This is a genomic window from Primorskyibacter flagellatus, assembly GCF_014638275.1.
GTDB classification, from domain to species: Bacteria; Pseudomonadota; Alphaproteobacteria; order Rhodobacterales; family Rhodobacteraceae; genus Pseudooceanicola; species Pseudooceanicola flagellatus_A.
Genome location: NZ_BMFJ01000001.1, coordinates 904,925 through 920,083 on the forward strand (window position 1 = coordinate 904,925; position 15,159 = coordinate 920,083).

Annotated in this window: 15 protein-coding genes and 2 tRNA genes; 6 read left to right on the forward strand and 11 right to left on the reverse strand. The window is 66.7% G+C overall.

The window, feature by feature from the left end; translation table 11 throughout:
* Positions 1-10: 10 nt before the first annotated feature.
* From tagH to IEV87_RS04470, 7 genes are all read right to left on the reverse strand, one after another.
* The gene (gene tagH / locus IEV87_RS04440; protein WP_188476462.1) at positions 11-1,600 is read right to left on the reverse strand and encodes a type VI secretion system-associated FHA domain protein TagH; all 1,590 of its coding nucleotides are present in this window, start codon (positions 1,598-1,600) and stop codon (positions 11-13) included.
* A gap of 35 nt (positions 1,601-1,635) precedes the next feature.
* Entirely contained in the window at positions 1,636-2,220 is a 585-nt protein-coding gene (locus IEV87_RS04445; RefSeq protein WP_188476463.1) for a DUF6931 family protein, read from the reverse strand.
* A 51-nt stretch (positions 2,221-2,271) separates the two neighbouring features.
* A complete protein-coding gene (locus IEV87_RS04450) occupies positions 2,272-2,529 on the reverse strand; it encodes a PAAR domain-containing protein (protein WP_188476464.1) in 258 nt (85 codons plus the stop codon).
* Positions 2,530-2,701: 172 nt separating this feature from the next.
* Positions 2,702-3,307 carry a hypothetical protein gene (locus tag IEV87_RS04455; RefSeq protein ID WP_188476465.1) on the reverse strand — a complete coding sequence of 202 codons (606 nt, stop codon included), beginning with the start codon at positions 3,305-3,307 and terminating at the stop codon, positions 2,702-2,704.
* The gene (locus IEV87_RS04460) at positions 3,307-3,930 is read right to left on the reverse strand and encodes a hypothetical protein (RefSeq protein WP_188476466.1); all 624 of its coding nucleotides are present in this window, start codon (positions 3,928-3,930) and stop codon (positions 3,307-3,309) included. Before IEV87_RS04460 ends, IEV87_RS04455 begins: the two co-directional genes overlap by 1 nt.
* Positions 3,931-4,917, reverse strand: a complete 987-nt coding sequence (locus tag IEV87_RS04465) for a DUF4123 domain-containing protein (protein ID WP_188476467.1) — start codon at positions 4,915-4,917, stop codon at positions 3,931-3,933. It lies immediately after the preceding gene.
* A 60-nt stretch (positions 4,918-4,977) separates the two neighbouring features.
* Positions 4,978-7,038, reverse strand: coding sequence for a type VI secretion system Vgr family protein (locus IEV87_RS04470; protein ID WP_188476468.1), 2,061 nt, complete (start codon positions 7,036-7,038; stop codon positions 4,978-4,980).
* Between the two features lie 316 nt (positions 7,039-7,354).
* Between IEV87_RS04470 and IEV87_RS04475 the strand changes: the two genes are divergently transcribed.
* The 4 genes from IEV87_RS04475 to IEV87_RS04490 all read left to right on the forward strand — a co-directional run bounded on the left by IEV87_RS04475 (position 7,355) and on the right by IEV87_RS04490 (position 9,766).
* A tRNA-Asp gene (locus tag IEV87_RS04475) sits at positions 7,355-7,431 on the forward strand.
* 217 nt (positions 7,432-7,648) lie between these two features.
* Positions 7,649-7,725, forward strand: a tRNA-Asp gene (locus tag IEV87_RS04480).
* A gap of 244 nt (positions 7,726-7,969) precedes the next feature.
* The gene (locus tag IEV87_RS04485) at positions 7,970-8,770 is read left to right on the forward strand and encodes a CatB-related O-acetyltransferase (RefSeq protein WP_188476469.1); all 801 of its coding nucleotides are present in this window, start codon (positions 7,970-7,972) and stop codon (positions 8,768-8,770) included.
* Between the two features lie 117 nt (positions 8,771-8,887).
* Positions 8,888-9,766: a glycosyltransferase family 2 protein gene (locus IEV87_RS04490; protein ID WP_188476470.1), complete on the forward strand. Its 879-nt coding sequence runs from the start codon at positions 8,888-8,890 to the stop codon at positions 9,764-9,766.
* Here IEV87_RS04490 and IEV87_RS04495 read toward each other — a convergent pair whose 3' ends face one another.
* The 4 genes from IEV87_RS04495 to IEV87_RS04510 all read right to left on the reverse strand — a co-directional run bounded on the left by IEV87_RS04495 (position 9,767) and on the right by IEV87_RS04510 (position 13,539).
* Positions 9,767-10,645: an alpha/beta fold hydrolase gene (locus IEV87_RS04495; RefSeq protein WP_188476471.1), complete on the reverse strand. Its 879-nt coding sequence runs from the start codon at positions 10,643-10,645 to the stop codon at positions 9,767-9,769.
* Positions 10,642-12,012: a M20/M25/M40 family metallo-hydrolase gene (locus tag IEV87_RS04500; protein ID WP_188476472.1), complete on the reverse strand. Its 1,371-nt coding sequence runs from the start codon at positions 12,010-12,012 to the stop codon at positions 10,642-10,644. The genes IEV87_RS04495 and IEV87_RS04500 overlap by 4 nt, the downstream gene beginning before the upstream one ends.
* Positions 12,013-12,201: 189 nt before the next feature.
* A complete protein-coding gene (locus IEV87_RS04505) occupies positions 12,202-12,729 on the reverse strand; it encodes a DUF1697 domain-containing protein (protein ID WP_188476473.1) in 528 nt (175 codons plus the stop codon).
* 57 nt (positions 12,730-12,786) lie between these two features.
* Positions 12,787-13,539, reverse strand: a complete 753-nt coding sequence (locus IEV87_RS04510) for an endonuclease/exonuclease/phosphatase family protein (RefSeq protein WP_188476474.1) — start codon at positions 13,537-13,539, stop codon at positions 12,787-12,789.
* A gap of 37 nt (positions 13,540-13,576) precedes the next feature.
* On the opposite strand from IEV87_RS04510, the gene IEV87_RS04515 reads away from it, so the two are divergent.
* Positions 13,577-14,212 carry a hypothetical protein gene (locus tag IEV87_RS04515; protein WP_188476475.1) on the forward strand — a complete coding sequence of 212 codons (636 nt, stop codon included), beginning with the start codon at positions 13,577-13,579 and terminating at the stop codon, positions 14,210-14,212.
* A 39-nt stretch (positions 14,213-14,251) separates the two neighbouring features.
* Positions 14,252-15,130: a DMT family transporter gene (locus tag IEV87_RS04520; protein WP_308419879.1), complete on the forward strand. Its 879-nt coding sequence runs from the start codon at positions 14,252-14,254 to the stop codon at positions 15,128-15,130.
* Positions 15,131-15,159: the final 29 nt, after the last annotated feature.

Below are 15,159 nucleotides of genomic sequence, written 5' to 3' on the forward strand. Positions count from 1 at the left end.
CGGTCAGGTCCTACAGTTTCCGGATCGCCTCGGAGTAATGCCGCGAGAAGGCCTTGATGAAGGCGTCGAGCATCCCGTTTTCCCCTTGTGAGGCACGGGTTTCCCATCTCTTGGTATATTCCTCCCAGGCCTTGCGGCTGCCCCCGCCCAGCATCCCGCCGCCGACGGAGTCCTCGATGTCGTCCGGGGACAGGCCGTCGATCATCTCGGCCAGCGCAGGCTGGAGGGCGGCCATCACCGCCTTCTGGTGCTTGCGAATGTCGCCAAGCGCGTTCCGGAAGCCCTTTTCGCCGGTCATGTAGCCGTCGCGGGGTTTCAGGAACATCGTCTCGAACGCCTGTTCCGGGTCCGAGATGAACTTCATCGGGTTGTTCCCGGCGGCGACGCGCATGGTGCGGTCCTCGCCGCTGATGAACAGCTTCACGGCGGCGCGTTCCTGCAGCATGCTCATCATTTCGACCGTGCCGAGCCGGGCGATTTCCCCCATCATCCGTGCCAGTTGCAGCGGTGGCATGGCAAGCACCGAGGGATCGGTGATCCCGGCTCCTTCGAGGAAGGCGCGCACGAATTCCTCCTCGCCGCTGGTCGAAGGAGCCTGGCGCGTCGGGGCGGCGGGCTGGGCCGCGGGCAGGGGGCGGAACGCAGGCATCGGTTCGGGCGGCGGCGGGGGGGCGGCCTGCGGCGCAGCCTGTGGCGCGGGAGGCATCGGCGGTGGCGGCGGGGCGGCCCCGGGCGGGGCGGTCAGGCCGCGGGGCGCCGGTGCGCCCTCGAGACGGGAGAAATCGGGGCGCTGCGTTCCGGCCCCGGCGAATTCGCCGGGCTGCGGGCGCTGAAGCGCCGCGCCATGCGGATCGGGCATCGCGGTCGGGGGGCGCGACAGGCCTGTCTGCGCGCCGCCGCCAAAGGCGGAGGGGGGCTGGGACAGACCGCTGACAGAAGGGCGCGGCGACGGTGCGGGGGCGGGCGAAGGCGCGCCCCAGACGTCGTCCCAGTCTTCATCCGGCGCGGCGGCGGGCGGCTGCGGCGGCGCGGGGGGTGGCACGGGGACCGGATCGGGTGGCGGCGGCGGGGCCGGGCTGGCCGCGGGGGCGAAATCGTCGGGCAGCGGGGCCTGCGACACCTCCTCCGCCTGATTGGGCATCAGCGGCGCGCGGGGCGGCGCGGGCGGTGGCGGTGCCGGGGCGAGGTCGGGCGCCGGCATCGCCGCGGGCGGGGGCACGGGCAGCGGTTCCGGCGCCGCAGGCGCGGGGGCCGGTTCCGGGTCGGCCGCCTGGGCGCCGGGATCGCTCATCTCTGCCCGAATGATGTAGGGGCCGACGGTAAAGCGGTCGCCGTCCTGAATTTCGTGCGGTCCCCCAAGGCGATAGCGTTCGCCGTGCAGGAACGTCCCGTTCGAGGACAGGTCCACCAGAACGTAACCGTCGCCCTGCGGCGTGACGTCGAAATGGTGACCGGAGATGTGGCGCGACGGATCCGGGAGGACCCAGTGCATCCCGGCCTTGCGCCCGATATGCGCCGCCTGTCCGGTCAGCCTGAGCGTTACCGGACCACCGTTTTCCAGCGCCGAGTAGTTCTCAATTCTCAGAGTCAGGGTTTTCATGCCGGTCGGACCATAGGGGGCAATGCCGTGTCAGATCAATAGACGCGGAACAGCGCTGCCGCCAGATCGAGGACTCGCGCCAGATTGACCGATCTGTATGCCGGGTCGCCCGCCGCCAGCGCGCCGAGCACCGCGGCATTGATGGCGTGGGAGGACCGCCACTTGGGCGGAACGGAGGGGTCGTTCGGGGCCAGCGGTCCGCCCGACCAGCCGATCGCGAGGCCAAGGTAGACGACTGGAGACCTGCGCGGCGCGAACAGGGCGACCTGCAGCGTGCGCCAGCGGTTTTCCTTGGTCGGATGTTCCAGCCACTGCATGACCCAGCTCATCAGCTGAAGGTCATCGGGCGAGAGGTCGGGCAATATCGTCCGGACGCTCTGCGCGGCCCAGTGGATCGCGGCGCGGGGTTCGACCGCGAAGGCGGAGTAGGTCACCGCATCCTCGGGCGTGGTCGAGGATTTCAGGCGGGTGAGGTAACCAAGCGGGTCCTCCTCCTCCGTCGGGCGGTGCTTGGTGAAGCTGGCGAGTTCGGGAATGTCGCGGTACAGCTGGGCCGGGCCATCGGTGCGCAGCGTCTGCATCGGCGGGATGGTCAGGTCGCTGTCGGCGTCTTCGGGCATGCTCGTCATCCTGGCGTGGTCGTCCTGTTCCCGTCGCGCGGCGCTGGTCCGTCAGGGCATGACGGTGTGAAAGGGAGAACCGGTGATGATGACGCCGCCGTGGCTGGTCGTCGATCCCAGGTAGGCGACCGGCATGCCACCCTCGGTCGCCATGGAGGATCCGGTCAGGATCACCGCGCCGCAGGCCGTCGTATCCCCGACGCGGGCGATCGGCAGATTGTCGGCGGTGCTGATCCCGCCGGAGGCGATCATGTTCGGTCCGCAGATCGGACAGGCGTGCTTGTCGGTCAGGCGGGCGACGGGAAACATGACATACCTCCTTAAATGGTTGCGCAAAGCCTAGCGGAGGTCCCGTCTATCACAAAGCAAAATCATCCCGCTCCGGCCCGGCGCGGAACAGCCGGTGCGCGCGGGTCGCAGAACGCGAACTCAAGGGGCGGGTGGCGGCCGACGCAGAAAGAGTGTTCTGCAATGCGACCGGTCAGTCGGACCGGACGAAAACCGAATTCACCCTTTTCATTGCCGGACCCTTTTCCAGAAAGCTCTCAAGCGCCTGGATCGCGAGGGGTTCGCAGGCTTCCGAGATTTCCGACGTCAGGATCAGCCGTTCGACCGGAACGTCCTCCCCATGTTCCGGATGGTCGTGGTCGTGCTGCCAGCGGGTCGCGGATTCGACCCAGGCGGAGAAGGGGCGGTAATAGGCCTCGGTTTCCTGCACGATTTCGGTCTCCGGGATGCCTGCGGCGATGCCGGCACGGTCCTCGGGGTCGAGTTCCTCGGGGACATTCCCGATGTCCATCGGGCCGTTTTCGCGCAGGGCCATGTTGACCTCCCCGGCAAGGCTGAGGGTCTGGATCCAGATCACCTTGGCGGCGGCTGTGTTGACCAGCGAAATCACGTGGCCGGTGTACATGTCGTCGTCCAGATCGACGGGGCGCAGTTCGGGCTGCCAGTCGGTTTCCTTGAACCCGATGGCATGGCGCAGCACGGCGAGCCAGTAGAGCTGGGCGTTCGTGTACTGGGACAGGTCGCGGAAATAGTCCGCGAAGGGAAAGCCGGGCAGATCCTTGTAGCCGTCGAGAACCATCAGACGTCTCCGAAGGCGCGGCCCGCCTGCACTTCCAGGTCGACGCGCGGCGCGTTCGGGCCGGCGGCAGTGTTGCGGCGCACCTGGCCGGCGGGGTTGATGCCCCACCCCGCGCGGTGCCCGGCGGTGAAGCCGGAGGGCGGGGCGGAGTTCACATGCTGGCTCATCCTGGAAAAACAGGCCCCGCGCAGACCGGCGCCCTGACGGCTGATGGCCTGCGTCTGCACCAGCAGGAGAGAGACCATGCCGCGCCCCTCGGCGCGCTGCGGCGCGAAACAGTCGCGCACCCATGGGACGGAGGTTTCGACGGGGCGGGGTTCCTGCGACGGACGGTAGCCCTGAGCCTGGAACCGTCCCCGATGCGGGCCGTCGCACCTGCGGGTCGCGGTGTCGGTGTCGGCCTGGGTCTGCGGGATCGCCTGGGGCGGAGCGGTGTCCTCCTCCTCGCCCTGGATGAGGTTGCGGATATTGTCGACCGCCGTCGCACCGCCGTCGACGATCGCCTCGCCAAGCGATTGCGAGGCGCGCTGTCCGGCGGGGGTCATCAGCCACACCGCTCCGGCAACCAGACCGGCGCCGGCCACGTAGACGGCGGCGGGGACGGCGGCTGCGGGGGCGGCCATCTAGGCCGTCCCTTCCGGCAGCGGCGTGGTGGCAAGCGCGGTCAGGTAGCTTTGCTTGAGCATGGCGATGCGTTTGGAGATCGGGATCATGGTCTCTCTCATCAGGGGGCCATTCAGGACTGTGGACCAGTTGGGGCCAAGAAGAAAGGCAAGCATGGCCAGTTCGATGCAGTCCTGTTCGATGTCCTGCGACTGTCCCGGCCCGTAGCGCCGGATGAATTTCAGCGCCCCGTCGGCATAGGTGGCGGGCTGGCCACCATGGTCGGGGCCAAAGTTGCCGAACCCCTTGGCCAGCCGGTCCGTAACGCGGGCGAGCATCTGGCGGTCAGCGGCGACGCGGAAGTTCTGCAGATCCTCAGCGTCGAATACGGGGCCGAGAAGCGGCGCGGCGGGGTCGGGCAGGGCGGAAAGGCGATAGGCCACAAGGGTGTCTGACGTGTCGGGCGACGGAGTCCAGAAGGCAGGGATCAACGGCGCGCCGCGCCACTGGCCAAAGAAACGATGCAGTCTTTCCGGGCGGTCCTGCGTGGCATCGGCATATCCGGAAAAGACCGCGCCGTCCCAGAAGCGGAACAGCCGGACGTGCCCTTCGGGATCCCGCATCCGGACGAAAGGCTTGAGGTGTTCTGCCACCAGTTCCGCCCCGGCGGGGCTGTGCAGGAAGACCGGGCGCGAGCGGCCCCAGAGATGCCAGGGCGCATCGGAGCGGGTGAACAGTTTGCGGGTAAAGGGGTTGGCGGGATCCAGCACGGCCAGCCACGGGCCGAAGGGGACGGTGTCGTCATCCTCCCCCCAGAGCGAATGATGCTCTACCCCGTCAGCTTCCAGCATGTCGGTCAGGTTGGGCAGGACCGCGCCATCCAGAAGGACCATTCCGTGACGCTTGGCCAGCAGGTCCGACAGCGCCAGCGCGGGCAGCGGAGCGGATGGCGGCGCGGTGCCGTCAAGCGGCACCAGGGGGGCGGTCTGGGCTCGGGTCAGGGACATCGGGATAGGGGGATCAGGGAAGGGGATTGCCTTGGCGGGCCTGTCGCTTGCGGCCCGGGGTTATTTCTTCTTCTCGCATTCCTCGACCAGCGGCAGGGCCTTCTTGGCCGCGCCCTGCAGTGTCGGGACCTGCGCCGTTCCGAACCCGCCCATGGCGACCTTGCCCTTCAGGGTGATCATCGGTGCCTCCATCGTGATGCCCGAGGGGTCGATGGTGATCTTGCCGCCCGGTCCCTTGATGACGAATTTCTTGAAGGCCATCAGGGTGTGTTCGCCGGTGTTGTTGGTGATCTGCTGCGTCACGTTCAGCGTCGACTTTCCCATCACCGTTTCCTCGTGGTTGCCGCCGATGGTGACGAGGTGGTCCGTGCCGATGTCCTGCTTGTGGATGTTGCCGACGGTCTGGACATGGTCCTTGCCGTAGCTTTCCTGCTGGTTCTGTCCGACCGTGTAGACGACGTCGCGGCCGATGGTTTCGGTCTGGTCCTGACCGACGTTCATGGTTTCGTTCTGGCCGACGGACTGGGTGCGGTCCTGGCCTATGGTGTTGGATTCATCCCGCCCGATGGTCTTCATGCGGTCGTTCTGGATCACGATCTCCTGATCCTTCTGGCCGTGCATGTAGATCAGTTCCTCGTTGGCCTGGTCCTCGAAAGACAGTTCGTTGAAGCCCGACCCCTGGTGCGTGTTGGTCTTGAACACCGACTTCGTCTTGTGGTCCGGCAGGGCATAGGGCGGGTCGTTGGCACCGTTGTAGACGCAGCCGGTGACCAGCGGCTTGTCCGGGTCACCTTCGAGGAATTCGACGACCACCTCCATGCCGATTCGCGGAATGATCATTCCGCCCCATCCCCGCGACGCCCAGTTCTGCGAGACGCGGCAGCGCATGGAGTAGGAACCGTCGAGATCCCAGTGGAACTGCACGAGGATGCGGCCGTATTCGTCGCAGTCGATTTCCCCCTGGCCGACGACCTTGGCGGTCTGCGGACCCTGAACAACGGGGATGGGCGTGACGCGCTGCGGCCGCATCGGGGCGGAGACGGGCTGGAGCAGGAAGCGCCCGGCATAGGCATAGGTTTCCCCGCTGCCGCCGCCGCCGGTCGCATAGGCATCCGAGACATAGCTGTGGGTGGCGCCGAGGCAGAGGTAGGTTTCCTTGAGCACGGAGGGAAGATGGTCGCCGGTCACGCCGATCTTCACCCCGGATTTCAGCGGCGCGATGTCGCCGGAGGCATGGATCTGGCGGTCCAGCGCGCGCTCCTGCTCCATCCGGATCGGGGCGACTCGGTTGTTGCCGTCGTCGTTCTCAAGGTAATCGCCGGGGTAGTCGTAGCTTTCCCAGTCGCTCTGCTGGTATTCGGCGGGCAGGTCGTAGCTGGTCTCCATCGAGGCGTTCGGGGTCTTGAAGTTGTAATCCGCCGCCCGGTACGCCCCGGTGGTGATGTTGCGTTCGGGGCGGAACTCCTCGAAATGTTCCTCTTCCTGCTGGTGGTGGCCGTCGACGGGCTTGTAGGGCCGCGTTTCGCCGGTGATCGTGGGATGTTCGTCGACGCTGTCGGTCATCACCAGCGTGTGGGAGCCGTCCTTGTGGGTGAAGTGGAAGCTGATCCCGAAGCGCTGCATCATGCGCATGACGAAGTCTAGATCGCTTTCCCGGTATTGCACCGTATATTCAAGCGTCGGGTAGGCGTTGACCAGCTTGTTCTCGACATGCGGGTCGCCCAGGGCGCCGTAGGCATTCAGCACGGCCTCGATGATTTCGGGGGCGGTCTGTTCGTGGAAGATGCGCTGGTTGCGCCGCTTGCCCGCCAGCCAGGTCCAGGGGCGGAGTTCAAGGTCATAGCGGTGGCCGTTCTCGTCCACGCCGACCCAGACCGCGCGGGTGATGATGCCGTCGAACCAGACGGGCTCGCCGACGAAATTGTCGATCTCCACCCGGCCATGGGTGCCGAGCAGGTCGTCGAACTTGACGTCCGGGTCGGTCGACAGCGCCTCCACCCGGTAATGGAACAGCGCGTTCATCGCGTCGGTGCCGGTGAAGCGCAGCAGGACCAGCGCGTCCTTGCCGAGATCGGTGTGAAATCTGCCGATCCGGTCGGCCTGGGAAAAAGGGGCGTTCATCGCAATCTCCCCGGAGATACAAAATCATCGTAACATGACGCAACACGATTGCAATTCGCGCATCGCTGCGGTGCGGGATCCCGGTCCGGCGGGGGATGGACTGCGCCCCCGGCGGGTTGATCGGAGTTCCGACGCCGCGATCCTTACCCGAAATGCGCGGTTTGCGAAGGGAAATCTGGGTTTCCGGCTCTGCCGTGGGGCGGATCGGCCTGAAACCGCGCGCGGTCTGTCCCGGCGGGGCCGAGGCTGAACTACGGTGCAAATCGCGCTTGACGGGCGGGGCGGCAATCCGTAGACCCGCCGCCACAGCAGATGCGCGGTTGTAGCTCAGTCGGTTAGAGTACCGGCCTGTCACGCCGGGGGTCGCGGGTTCGAGCCCCGTCAACCGCGCCATTCCAAGCTTTTCGCAAGGCGAAATGCGAACCACATTCCCACAAGCACGCCGTTGAGCAGCAAGACCTGCGAAGAAGGTCTGGTACACTGCGCCCGCCACCGGCCATTTTCCACACCCGCAGCGTCTCCGCCGACCACGTCAGACGCACCTGCCTGCACCTTTCGCCAATTTCCCGCTTGACGGGTCGGGGCCCATGACCTATCCCGCCCTCCACGCGCGGTTGTAGCTCAGTCGGTTAGAGTACCGGCCTGTCACGCCGGGGGTCGCGGGTTCGAGCCCCGTCAACCGCGCCACTTAAAGCTTTTCGCAAGGCGAAAAGCCAACCCCGTTCCCGCAAGCGCGCCGTCGAGCGGCAAGAGCTTCGAAGAAGCTCTGAGAGCCAGCGCTCTTCGCAAGGCCAAAAGCCAACTCCTTCCCTTCAAGTACACCGTTGAGCGGCAAGAGCTTCGGAGAAGCTCTGAGAGCAAGCGCCAACGCCCCCCTGTGCCCCTGTGCAACCGCCTGTTAAGGTCGCCACGAACCACAGGCAGGACACATATGGCACGCATCGAGGTCACCGACGCCCTTCACCGCCGGCTCGACTCCCTGTCGATCTTCCAGAAGCGCACGGGGATGCGGGGCAAGCCCTCTCCGAAAGTCTATCCGCGCCGCTGGAAGGAGGGGCAGAGCATCGTCATCCGGCCCGATTCGGTGGTGGAGCCCTATTCGACCATCGCCGAAGGAGACCAGGTGCCCGCCATGGGGTCCTTCACCGAGGTCGCCTCGGCCTTTCCGGCGACGGCCAGCTTCGGGCGGTTCTGCTCTGTCGGGATGAAGATCACCTTCATCGGGTTCCGGCATCCGGTTGAAGCGGCCTCGACCTCCTCGGTCTTCTTTCATGAAAACCGCGAGTTCTTCACCGCCTACGCCCGCGACCGGGAGGCGGAGACGGGGCGACGTCCGGCCATCACCGATCCGGTTCCGACCCCGCAGCCGCAGCGCGGGGCGCTGAGGATCGGGCATGACGTCTGGATCGGCGAGGGCGCGGTACTGCGTGGCGGCATCAGCATCGGCGACGGGGCGGTCATCACCGGCGGGGCGGTCGTGACGAAGGATGTCGCGCCCTACACCATCGTCGGCGGCAATCCGGGGCGGGTGATCCGCACCCGGTTCCCCGAGGAGATCTGCGCCGCCCTGCAGGCCAGCCGGTGGTGGGAGATCGCGCTGGAGGATCTGCTCCGCCTGCCCATGGCGGACCCGGAGGCGCTTGTGAACGCCATTGCGCAGCGCGGCAACGATCTGGTCCGGGTGGAGCCGCTGCAGACCCCGCTGCTGGAGTTGCTGAAGCGCCCGATCTGAGCCCTTGCATCCGTGCAACGCTTTGCGGACCCCAGGCGGAAATTCCTTACGTTTGCCATTTTCCCCGGGCTATGGTCGCGCCCGAGACGCCGAAGCGCGTCAGTTTGCGAGGCCGAGATGCAATCCACCGCCTGCGCCGTGACCATGGTGCGCGACGACCTGTTCTTCCTGCGGATCTGGCTGGACTACTATGGCGGACAGTTCGGGCTGGAGAACTGCTACGTCATCAACCACGGTCGCGGAGAGGGTGTGGCCGAGATGGCGCGCGGCGCCAATGTCATCGGCCTGCCCGGCGATCACCACAAGAATTTCGACGCGAAACGCTGGCGGCTGCTGAACGGTCTGCTGGCTGGTCTGCGCAACTACTACACCCATGTCGTGATCGGTGACGTGGACGAGATCGTCGTCGTCGACCCGGCGGCGGGGCGCGGGCTGCTGGAGTTTCTTGAACGCCGGCGGTCGAACCGGGTGTTCACGCCGCTCGGGCTCGAGATCGTGCATATCGTCGATGAGGAACCCGACCCCATCACCGGGCCTGTCATCGGTCCGCGCCGTCATGTGCGGCTGGCCGGGCATTACTCCAAACCCTGTGTGATCTCTGCCGCCGTCAAGGTCGCGCGGGGCGGGCATTACACGACCTTCCCGGAACTGATCGCGCCGGAATACCTCTATCTCTTTCACCTCAAATACTGCGACTTCCCGACCTATGCCGAGGTCATGGACCGCCGCAACGCGGTGACGGAGGCGGTTGGTGTCGCCGATCACAAGGATGCCTCCATCGGCAAGCACTGGTTCGCGGAGGCACGGGGAGAGGACCGGGCCGTGTTCGAAGAGTTCGCCCGCTACGAACGGATCGACGGGTTCGACATGACCGACTACCGCGCGGAGATGGCGGACACCTTCCGGCCGCGCGGCGATCAGGGCATGTACGAATTCGACCGCCAGAAGCGCCCGCTGCTGTTCACCTTGCCGGAGCGGTTCGTCGGCGTTCTCTGATCAGAACGGGTGGTCTGCAAGAAAGCCCGCGAGCGCGGCGGCGGTCTCCCGCGGTGCGGTGTCCGGAAAGAAATGCCCGCCCGGCAGGGGCGTGGCGCGGGGCGGCGCGGCGCAGCGGTCGGCCCAGGTGGCGGGCACGTCGTATTGTTTGCCCATGACACCCTCCGCGCCCCAGAGGACATGCACGGGGCAGGTCATGCGGCGGCCGAGGTCGGCGGCATCCAGCGCGACGTCGATGTCGATCGCGGCGCGGTAGTCGTTGCAGAGCCCGCGGATCACCTCCGGCTTGCGCCAGGCCGTGCGGTAGGCCTCCATCTGCTCTGCATCGAAGCCCTCCAGTGCGGACGGGGCGAGCCCGGCCATGCAGGTTTCGAAGAAGAAGTCCGGGTCGGCGCCGATCAGCCGTTCCGGGAAGGGTTCGGGCTGGGACAGAAAGAACCAGTGGAAATAGGCGCGCGCAGTGTCCTGGCGCAGCTCCGACAGCAGCAGATGCGTCGGGATGATGTCCAGAAGCTGCACCGTCGCGATCCGTTCGGGCGCGTCCAGCACCATCCGGTGCGCGGTCCTTGCGCCCCGGTCATGGCCGATCAGGTGGAACCGCGCGTGCCCGAGGTGGGACATGAGGTTCAGCAGGTCCCGGCCCATGGCGCGGAAGGAGGCGTCCTCCACCCCCGCCGGTTTCTCGCTGTCGCCGTAGCCGCGCAGGTCGGCGGCTATGACGCGGTGGTTTCGCACAAGCTCCGGACCGATCCGGGCCCAGAGCGCGCGGGTCTGGGGAAATCCATGCAACAGCAGAACGGGCGGTCCGTCACCGCCCTCCGACCAGGCGACGCGGGCGCCGTGCAGAACCTCCGCGTGATCCGCGAAACCGGGGATCATGTCAGGGCGTCGAGGATGCGCGCCCAGCTCCGGATGCCGCGGTGGAAGGAACTCAGATCATACTTCTCGTTCGGGGAATGGATCTGGTCGTCGTCCTTGCCGAAGCCGATCAGCATGGCGTCTGTGTCGAGGATGGTCTTGAAATAGCCCGCAATCGGGATGGACCCGCCGCAGCCGACATAGGCCGCCGGATTGGGCCATTCGTCGGACAGCGCCTGCCGCGCGGCCTCGAACGCCGGGTGGTCGATCTGCATCTGTCCGGCGGGGCTGGCGCCATGGCCATGCCAGGCGACCTTGCAGTCCGCGGGCAGCTGGCTTTCCACATAGGCGCGGAAGTTCTTGCGGATTTCGTGCGGGTCCTGCTGGCCGACCAGCCGGAAGCTGATCTTTGCAGAGGCCTTTGATGGCAATACGGTCTTGAAGCCCTCGCCGGTGTAGCCGCCCTTGATGCCGTTGACCTCGCAGGTCGGGCGGGACCAGATCATTTCGAGCGGGGTGCGGTCCTGCTCTCCGGCGGGCACCGACAGGCCGACCTCGCCCAGGAACCCCGCGTGGTCGAAGTTCAGCCCCTGCCACTGCGCGCGCATCTCGTCCGACAGTTCGGGCACGCCGTCGTAGAAGCCGGGTACGGTGATCCGTCCGGTCTCGTCATGCAGGCCGGTGATAATGCGCGACAGGACCCGGATCGGGTTCATCGCCGGGCCGCCGTACATGCCGGAATGCAGGTCCTTGGACGCGGCTGTGATGGTCAGTTCCTCACCCAGCAACCCGCGCAGCATGGTGACGATGGCGGGGGTGCTGTCGCCAAAGAGGCCGGTGTCGCAGATCAGGGCGATGTCGGTTTTCAGCTCGTCCGCGTTCTCCTTCATGAAGGGGATGAGGGAGGGGGAGCCGCTCTCCTCCTCGCCCTCGAAGAAGAAGGTGATCCTGCAGGGCAGCGCACCGTTCTCTGCGATCCAGGCGCGGCAGGCCTCCACGAAGGTCATCAGCTGGCCCTTGTCGTCCGAAGACCCGCGTCCGCGGATGACCTTGCCCTTCGGCCCCTCCTGGATCTCAGGATCGAATGGGTCGCGGTCCCAGAGTTCGAGCGGATCGACCGGCTGCACGTCGTAGTGTCCGTAGAACAGAAGGTGCGGCGCGCCCTCGCCGATATGGCCGACCACCATCGGATGGCCGGGGGTCGGCCGTTTTTCGGCCGTCGCGCCGAGCGATTGCAGATCGGCCACCAGCCAGTCGGCAGCGCGGTCGCAGTCGGCCTTGTAGGCGGGATCGGTGGAGATCGAAGGGATGCGCAGAAGGTCGAGCAGCCGGTCGGTCGCGGCGGGCAGATCGGCGTCGATGCGGGATAGGACGGCGTCGAGGGTCATTAGAGGCTCCTGTTCGTTTGCGGCGGAGCCTAGCAGCGGGCAGGGCAGTGTCCAGTGGCGGCGGCGCAGGGGGGCGTCGCCCCCCGTCACTGGAGTGACTCCCCCCGGGATACTTGGGGCAAGATGAATGGCCTGTCCGTTTCATCTTGCTGAAAATATCCCCGCCGGAGGCGACGCGCTGCAGGCGCGTCAGGCGAGTTCGAGGATCGCGCGCATCGAATTCAGGTTGCGCGCCGTGGTCGGCACGCCAAGGGCCCTTGGCACCCATTCGGCGACCTTCGACCTGCCATAGCCGGCGGGTGGCCAGTGGTAGAGACAGTTCGGGGTCAGTGTCATCTCTTCTCCCGGGTAGAGCAACGGGCGGAGTTTTTCCAACGCGTCACCGGCAGGGGTCCCGGAAAAAAGGTGGAAGTGGAGGAATTTCGGAGTCTCCGGCGCCGGATAGGGATTGGCATGGATGAAGCCGGCAAAGTCGGGCTTCGTCCATGCCAAAGCGGCAGGGCGATGGCCGAAGGTCTGTGCGATCAGGTCAGAGGTCCAGTCGGCGACCTTTGCGGCGACGGTTTCCGGCAGGCTCATCACGATGTTGCCGGACTGGATATAGGTGGCGACATCCTCCGCGCCGGCCTTCGTGAGTGCGGCACGCAGTTCGGCCATGGGCAGCTTGCCGTGGCCGCCGACGTTCACGCCGCGCAGGAGGACGATCCAGCGTGTCATATGATCTCCGGTGGTGGAGGGAGCGTGGCGGTCGGACTCGGGGTCAGGGGCATGCGGCTATCCCTCGGGGTTGCGGTCCGATAGCACGTTGCAGTCCGCCGGACCAGTTGTGCGCAGTGTCGTCACCAGCGGCAGATGGTCGGAGGCGATGCGGGCGGGCTGCGCCGTGTGGACCTTCGGCCGGGTGGCGGAGAGGTGCGGTGAGAGGGCGATCCGGTCCAGCGCGCCGAGCGGGCGCGGGGCGGGATAGCTCGGCGGGCTGTCCAGGAACCGCAGCTGGCGGATGGCGTGACCCAGGGTCGTGATGCTGCGCCACTCGTTGACGTCTCCGGCCAGAACGGTTGGTCTGTCATTCAGCCGCTCCAGCATCTGCGACAGGGCGTGCAGCTGGCGCAGGCGGTCGCGGCGGCGCAGGCCGAGGTGGGTTCCGATCACCCGCAGGGGCCCGAGAGGCGTGTCGAGCTCTGCCCGGATCGCGCCGCGCGGTTCAAACCCGGGCAGGTCGAGGCGGTGCAGGGAGATCACGCCGATGCCGGGGCGGGTCAGCATGGTGTTGCCGTGCCAGCCGAGGGAAGGCCCGCCGGGCCCGAGGGGGCTGAAGTCCAGCACGCTCCACCCTGCCGCACGCACCATCTCTCGCGGGAGCGCGGCGGGACGGGGCGGCAGGCGCTTGTCCACCTCCTGCAGCACGGCCAGCTGCGCGCCGGTGTCGGCCAGCACATCCAGCGTGCGCCCGGGGTTGCGGCGGAGGTCCATGCCGACGCATTTCTGCAGGTTCCAGGTTGTCAGGACGAGTTCGCGTGCTTTCATAGGGGGAGAATTGAACCGCACCGGAGATTTGTCACCCATGTTCCGCAGGCAGTCGCTTTTGACCCGCGCAATCTGGGCCGCGCTGGTGCTTGTTGCGGCAGAGGCACTGATTACGGGCCGCCTTTCGCTGGCCTTCATCGCGATGCTCACGCTCGGGCTGTCGATGGTGCCGGTCTACGTGGCGAGATGGGCAGAGGTCGAGGTGCCGCCGGGCTTCATGCTGGCGGTCGTGGCCTTTGTCGGCGGCACGATCTTCCTGGGCGAGGTCTTTGACTTCTACAACCGCTTCTGGTGGTGGGACATCGCGATGCACGGCGGATCGGCCATCGGGTTCGGGCTGACCGGATTCGTGCTGGTCTTCATGATGTTCCAGGGCGACCGGTTTGCCGCCCCGCCTTCTGCCATCGCCTTCTTCGCCTTCTGCTTCGCGCTGGCGATCGGCGCGATGTGGGAGGTGTTCGAATTTGCCATGGACCAGAGCTTCGGCACCAACATGCAGAAGTCGGGACTGATGGACACCATGGGCGACCTGATCGTCGACATGGGCGGAGCACTGATCGGTGCCGGGTCGGGCTATGCCTACCTGCGGGGCCGCGCGCTTGGCGGGCTGACCGGGACCATCGAGTACTTCGTTTCGCGCAATCCCCGGCTTTTCCGGAAGTGGCGCAAATAGCGATTGACGCTGCCGTATGGTGTGCTTGGGATGCGCGCCATGAGGAAATCCCAGATCGATCTGCCGGGCGCGGCCGGGCTGCTTGTCATCGCCACCATCCTTGCCGGAAACCAGATCGTCATGAAGCTGACGGCGACGGGGCTGTCGCCGGTGTTCCAGGCGGGGGTGCGGTCGGTTCTCGCCTTCCTCGTCATCCTGGGATGGGTGCTGCTGCGCGGGGTGCGTCCGGGGTCGTTCCGGCGGTACTTCTGGCCCGGCGTCCTGCTTGGCGTGCTGTTCACAGCAGAGTTCATCGGGCTCTACATCGCGCTGGATCTGACGGCGGTGTCCCGGGCCTCGATCATCTTCTACACCATGCCGATGTTCCTGAGCCTCGGGGCGCATCTGCTGATCCCGGACGACCGGCTGACGCCGGTGAAGGTGGCGGGGCTGGTCTGTGCCTTTCTCGGCGTGGCGATCGTGCTCAGCGACCGCAGCGGAGGCGAGGCGAGCCTTGCGGGGGACCTGCTGGCACTAATGGGATCGGTGTGCTGGGCTGGCATCGCGCTGACGGTCCGGGTGAGCCGGATATCGGAAGCGCCACCCGAGGCGCATCAGCTCTGGCAACTGGGCGTGTCGGCACTGCTGCTGCCGGCCCTTGCACCGCTGTTCGGGCCGCTGGTGCGGGACTTCGGGGCAGAGCATGCCTGGCTCATGGCCTATCAGGTGCTGCTGGTGGCCAGCTTCGGCTTCCTGTTCTGGTTCTACCTGCTCAAGGTCTACCCGGCGTCGAGCGTGGCGAGCTTTGCCTTCCTCACGCCGGTCCTGTCGGTGGTCATGGGCTGGGCGATCCTGGGGGAGCGGCTGCACCTGTCGGTGCTGGTTTCGCTGGCGCTGGTGTCGGCCGGGATCGTGCTGATCAACCGGCGTGCGCGGTGAGGCGCGGGCGCGTCGCGTCGTACTCCGCC

Bases quoted from the DNA above. Each gene is read 5' to 3' on its own strand.
- IEV87_RS04455 (WP_188476465.1), bottom strand. From the start codon at position 3,307: ATGGTTCTCGACGGCTACAAGGATCTGCCCGGCTTTCCCTTCGCGGAC.
- IEV87_RS04470 (WP_188476468.1), bottom strand. From the start codon at position 7,038: ATGAACGCCCCTTTTTCCCAGGCCGACCGGATCGGCAGATTTCACACC.
- IEV87_RS04495 (WP_188476471.1), bottom strand. From the start codon at position 10,645: ATGATCCCCGGTTTCGCGGATCACGCGGAGGTTCTGCACGGCGCCCGC.
- IEV87_RS04505 (WP_188476473.1), bottom strand. From the start codon at position 12,729: ATGACACGCTGGATCGTCCTCCTGCGCGGCGTGAACGTCGGCGGCCAC.
- IEV87_RS04520 (WP_308419879.1), top strand. From the start codon at position 14,252: ATGAGGAAATCCCAGATCGATCTGCCGGGCGCGGCCGGGCTGCTTGTC.
- IEV87_RS04510 (WP_188476474.1), bottom strand. From the start codon at position 13,539: ATGAAAGCACGCGAACTCGTCCTGACAACCTGGAACCTGCAGAAATGC.
- IEV87_RS04490 (WP_188476470.1), top strand. From the start codon at position 8,888: ATGCAATCCACCGCCTGCGCCGTGACCATGGTGCGCGACGACCTGTTC.
- IEV87_RS04450 (WP_188476464.1), bottom strand. From the start codon at position 2,529: ATGTTTCCCGTCGCCCGCCTGACCGACAAGCACGCCTGTCCGATCTGC.
- IEV87_RS04515 (WP_188476475.1), top strand. From the start codon at position 13,577: ATGTTCCGCAGGCAGTCGCTTTTGACCCGCGCAATCTGGGCCGCGCTG.
- IEV87_RS04500 (WP_188476472.1), bottom strand. From the start codon at position 12,012: ATGACCCTCGACGCCGTCCTATCCCGCATCGACGCCGATCTGCCCGCC.
- IEV87_RS04485 (WP_188476469.1), top strand. From the start codon at position 7,970: ATGGCACGCATCGAGGTCACCGACGCCCTTCACCGCCGGCTCGACTCC.
- IEV87_RS04445 (WP_188476463.1), bottom strand. From the start codon at position 2,220: ATGCCCGAAGACGCCGACAGCGACCTGACCATCCCGCCGATGCAGACG.
- tagH (WP_188476462.1), bottom strand. From the start codon at position 1,600: ATGAAAACCCTGACTCTGAGAATTGAGAACTACTCGGCGCTGGAAAAC.
- IEV87_RS04465 (WP_188476467.1), bottom strand. From the start codon at position 4,917: ATGTCCCTGACCCGAGCCCAGACCGCCCCCCTGGTGCCGCTTGACGGC.
- IEV87_RS04460 (WP_188476466.1), bottom strand. From the start codon at position 3,930: ATGGCCGCCCCCGCAGCCGCCGTCCCCGCCGCCGTCTACGTGGCCGGC.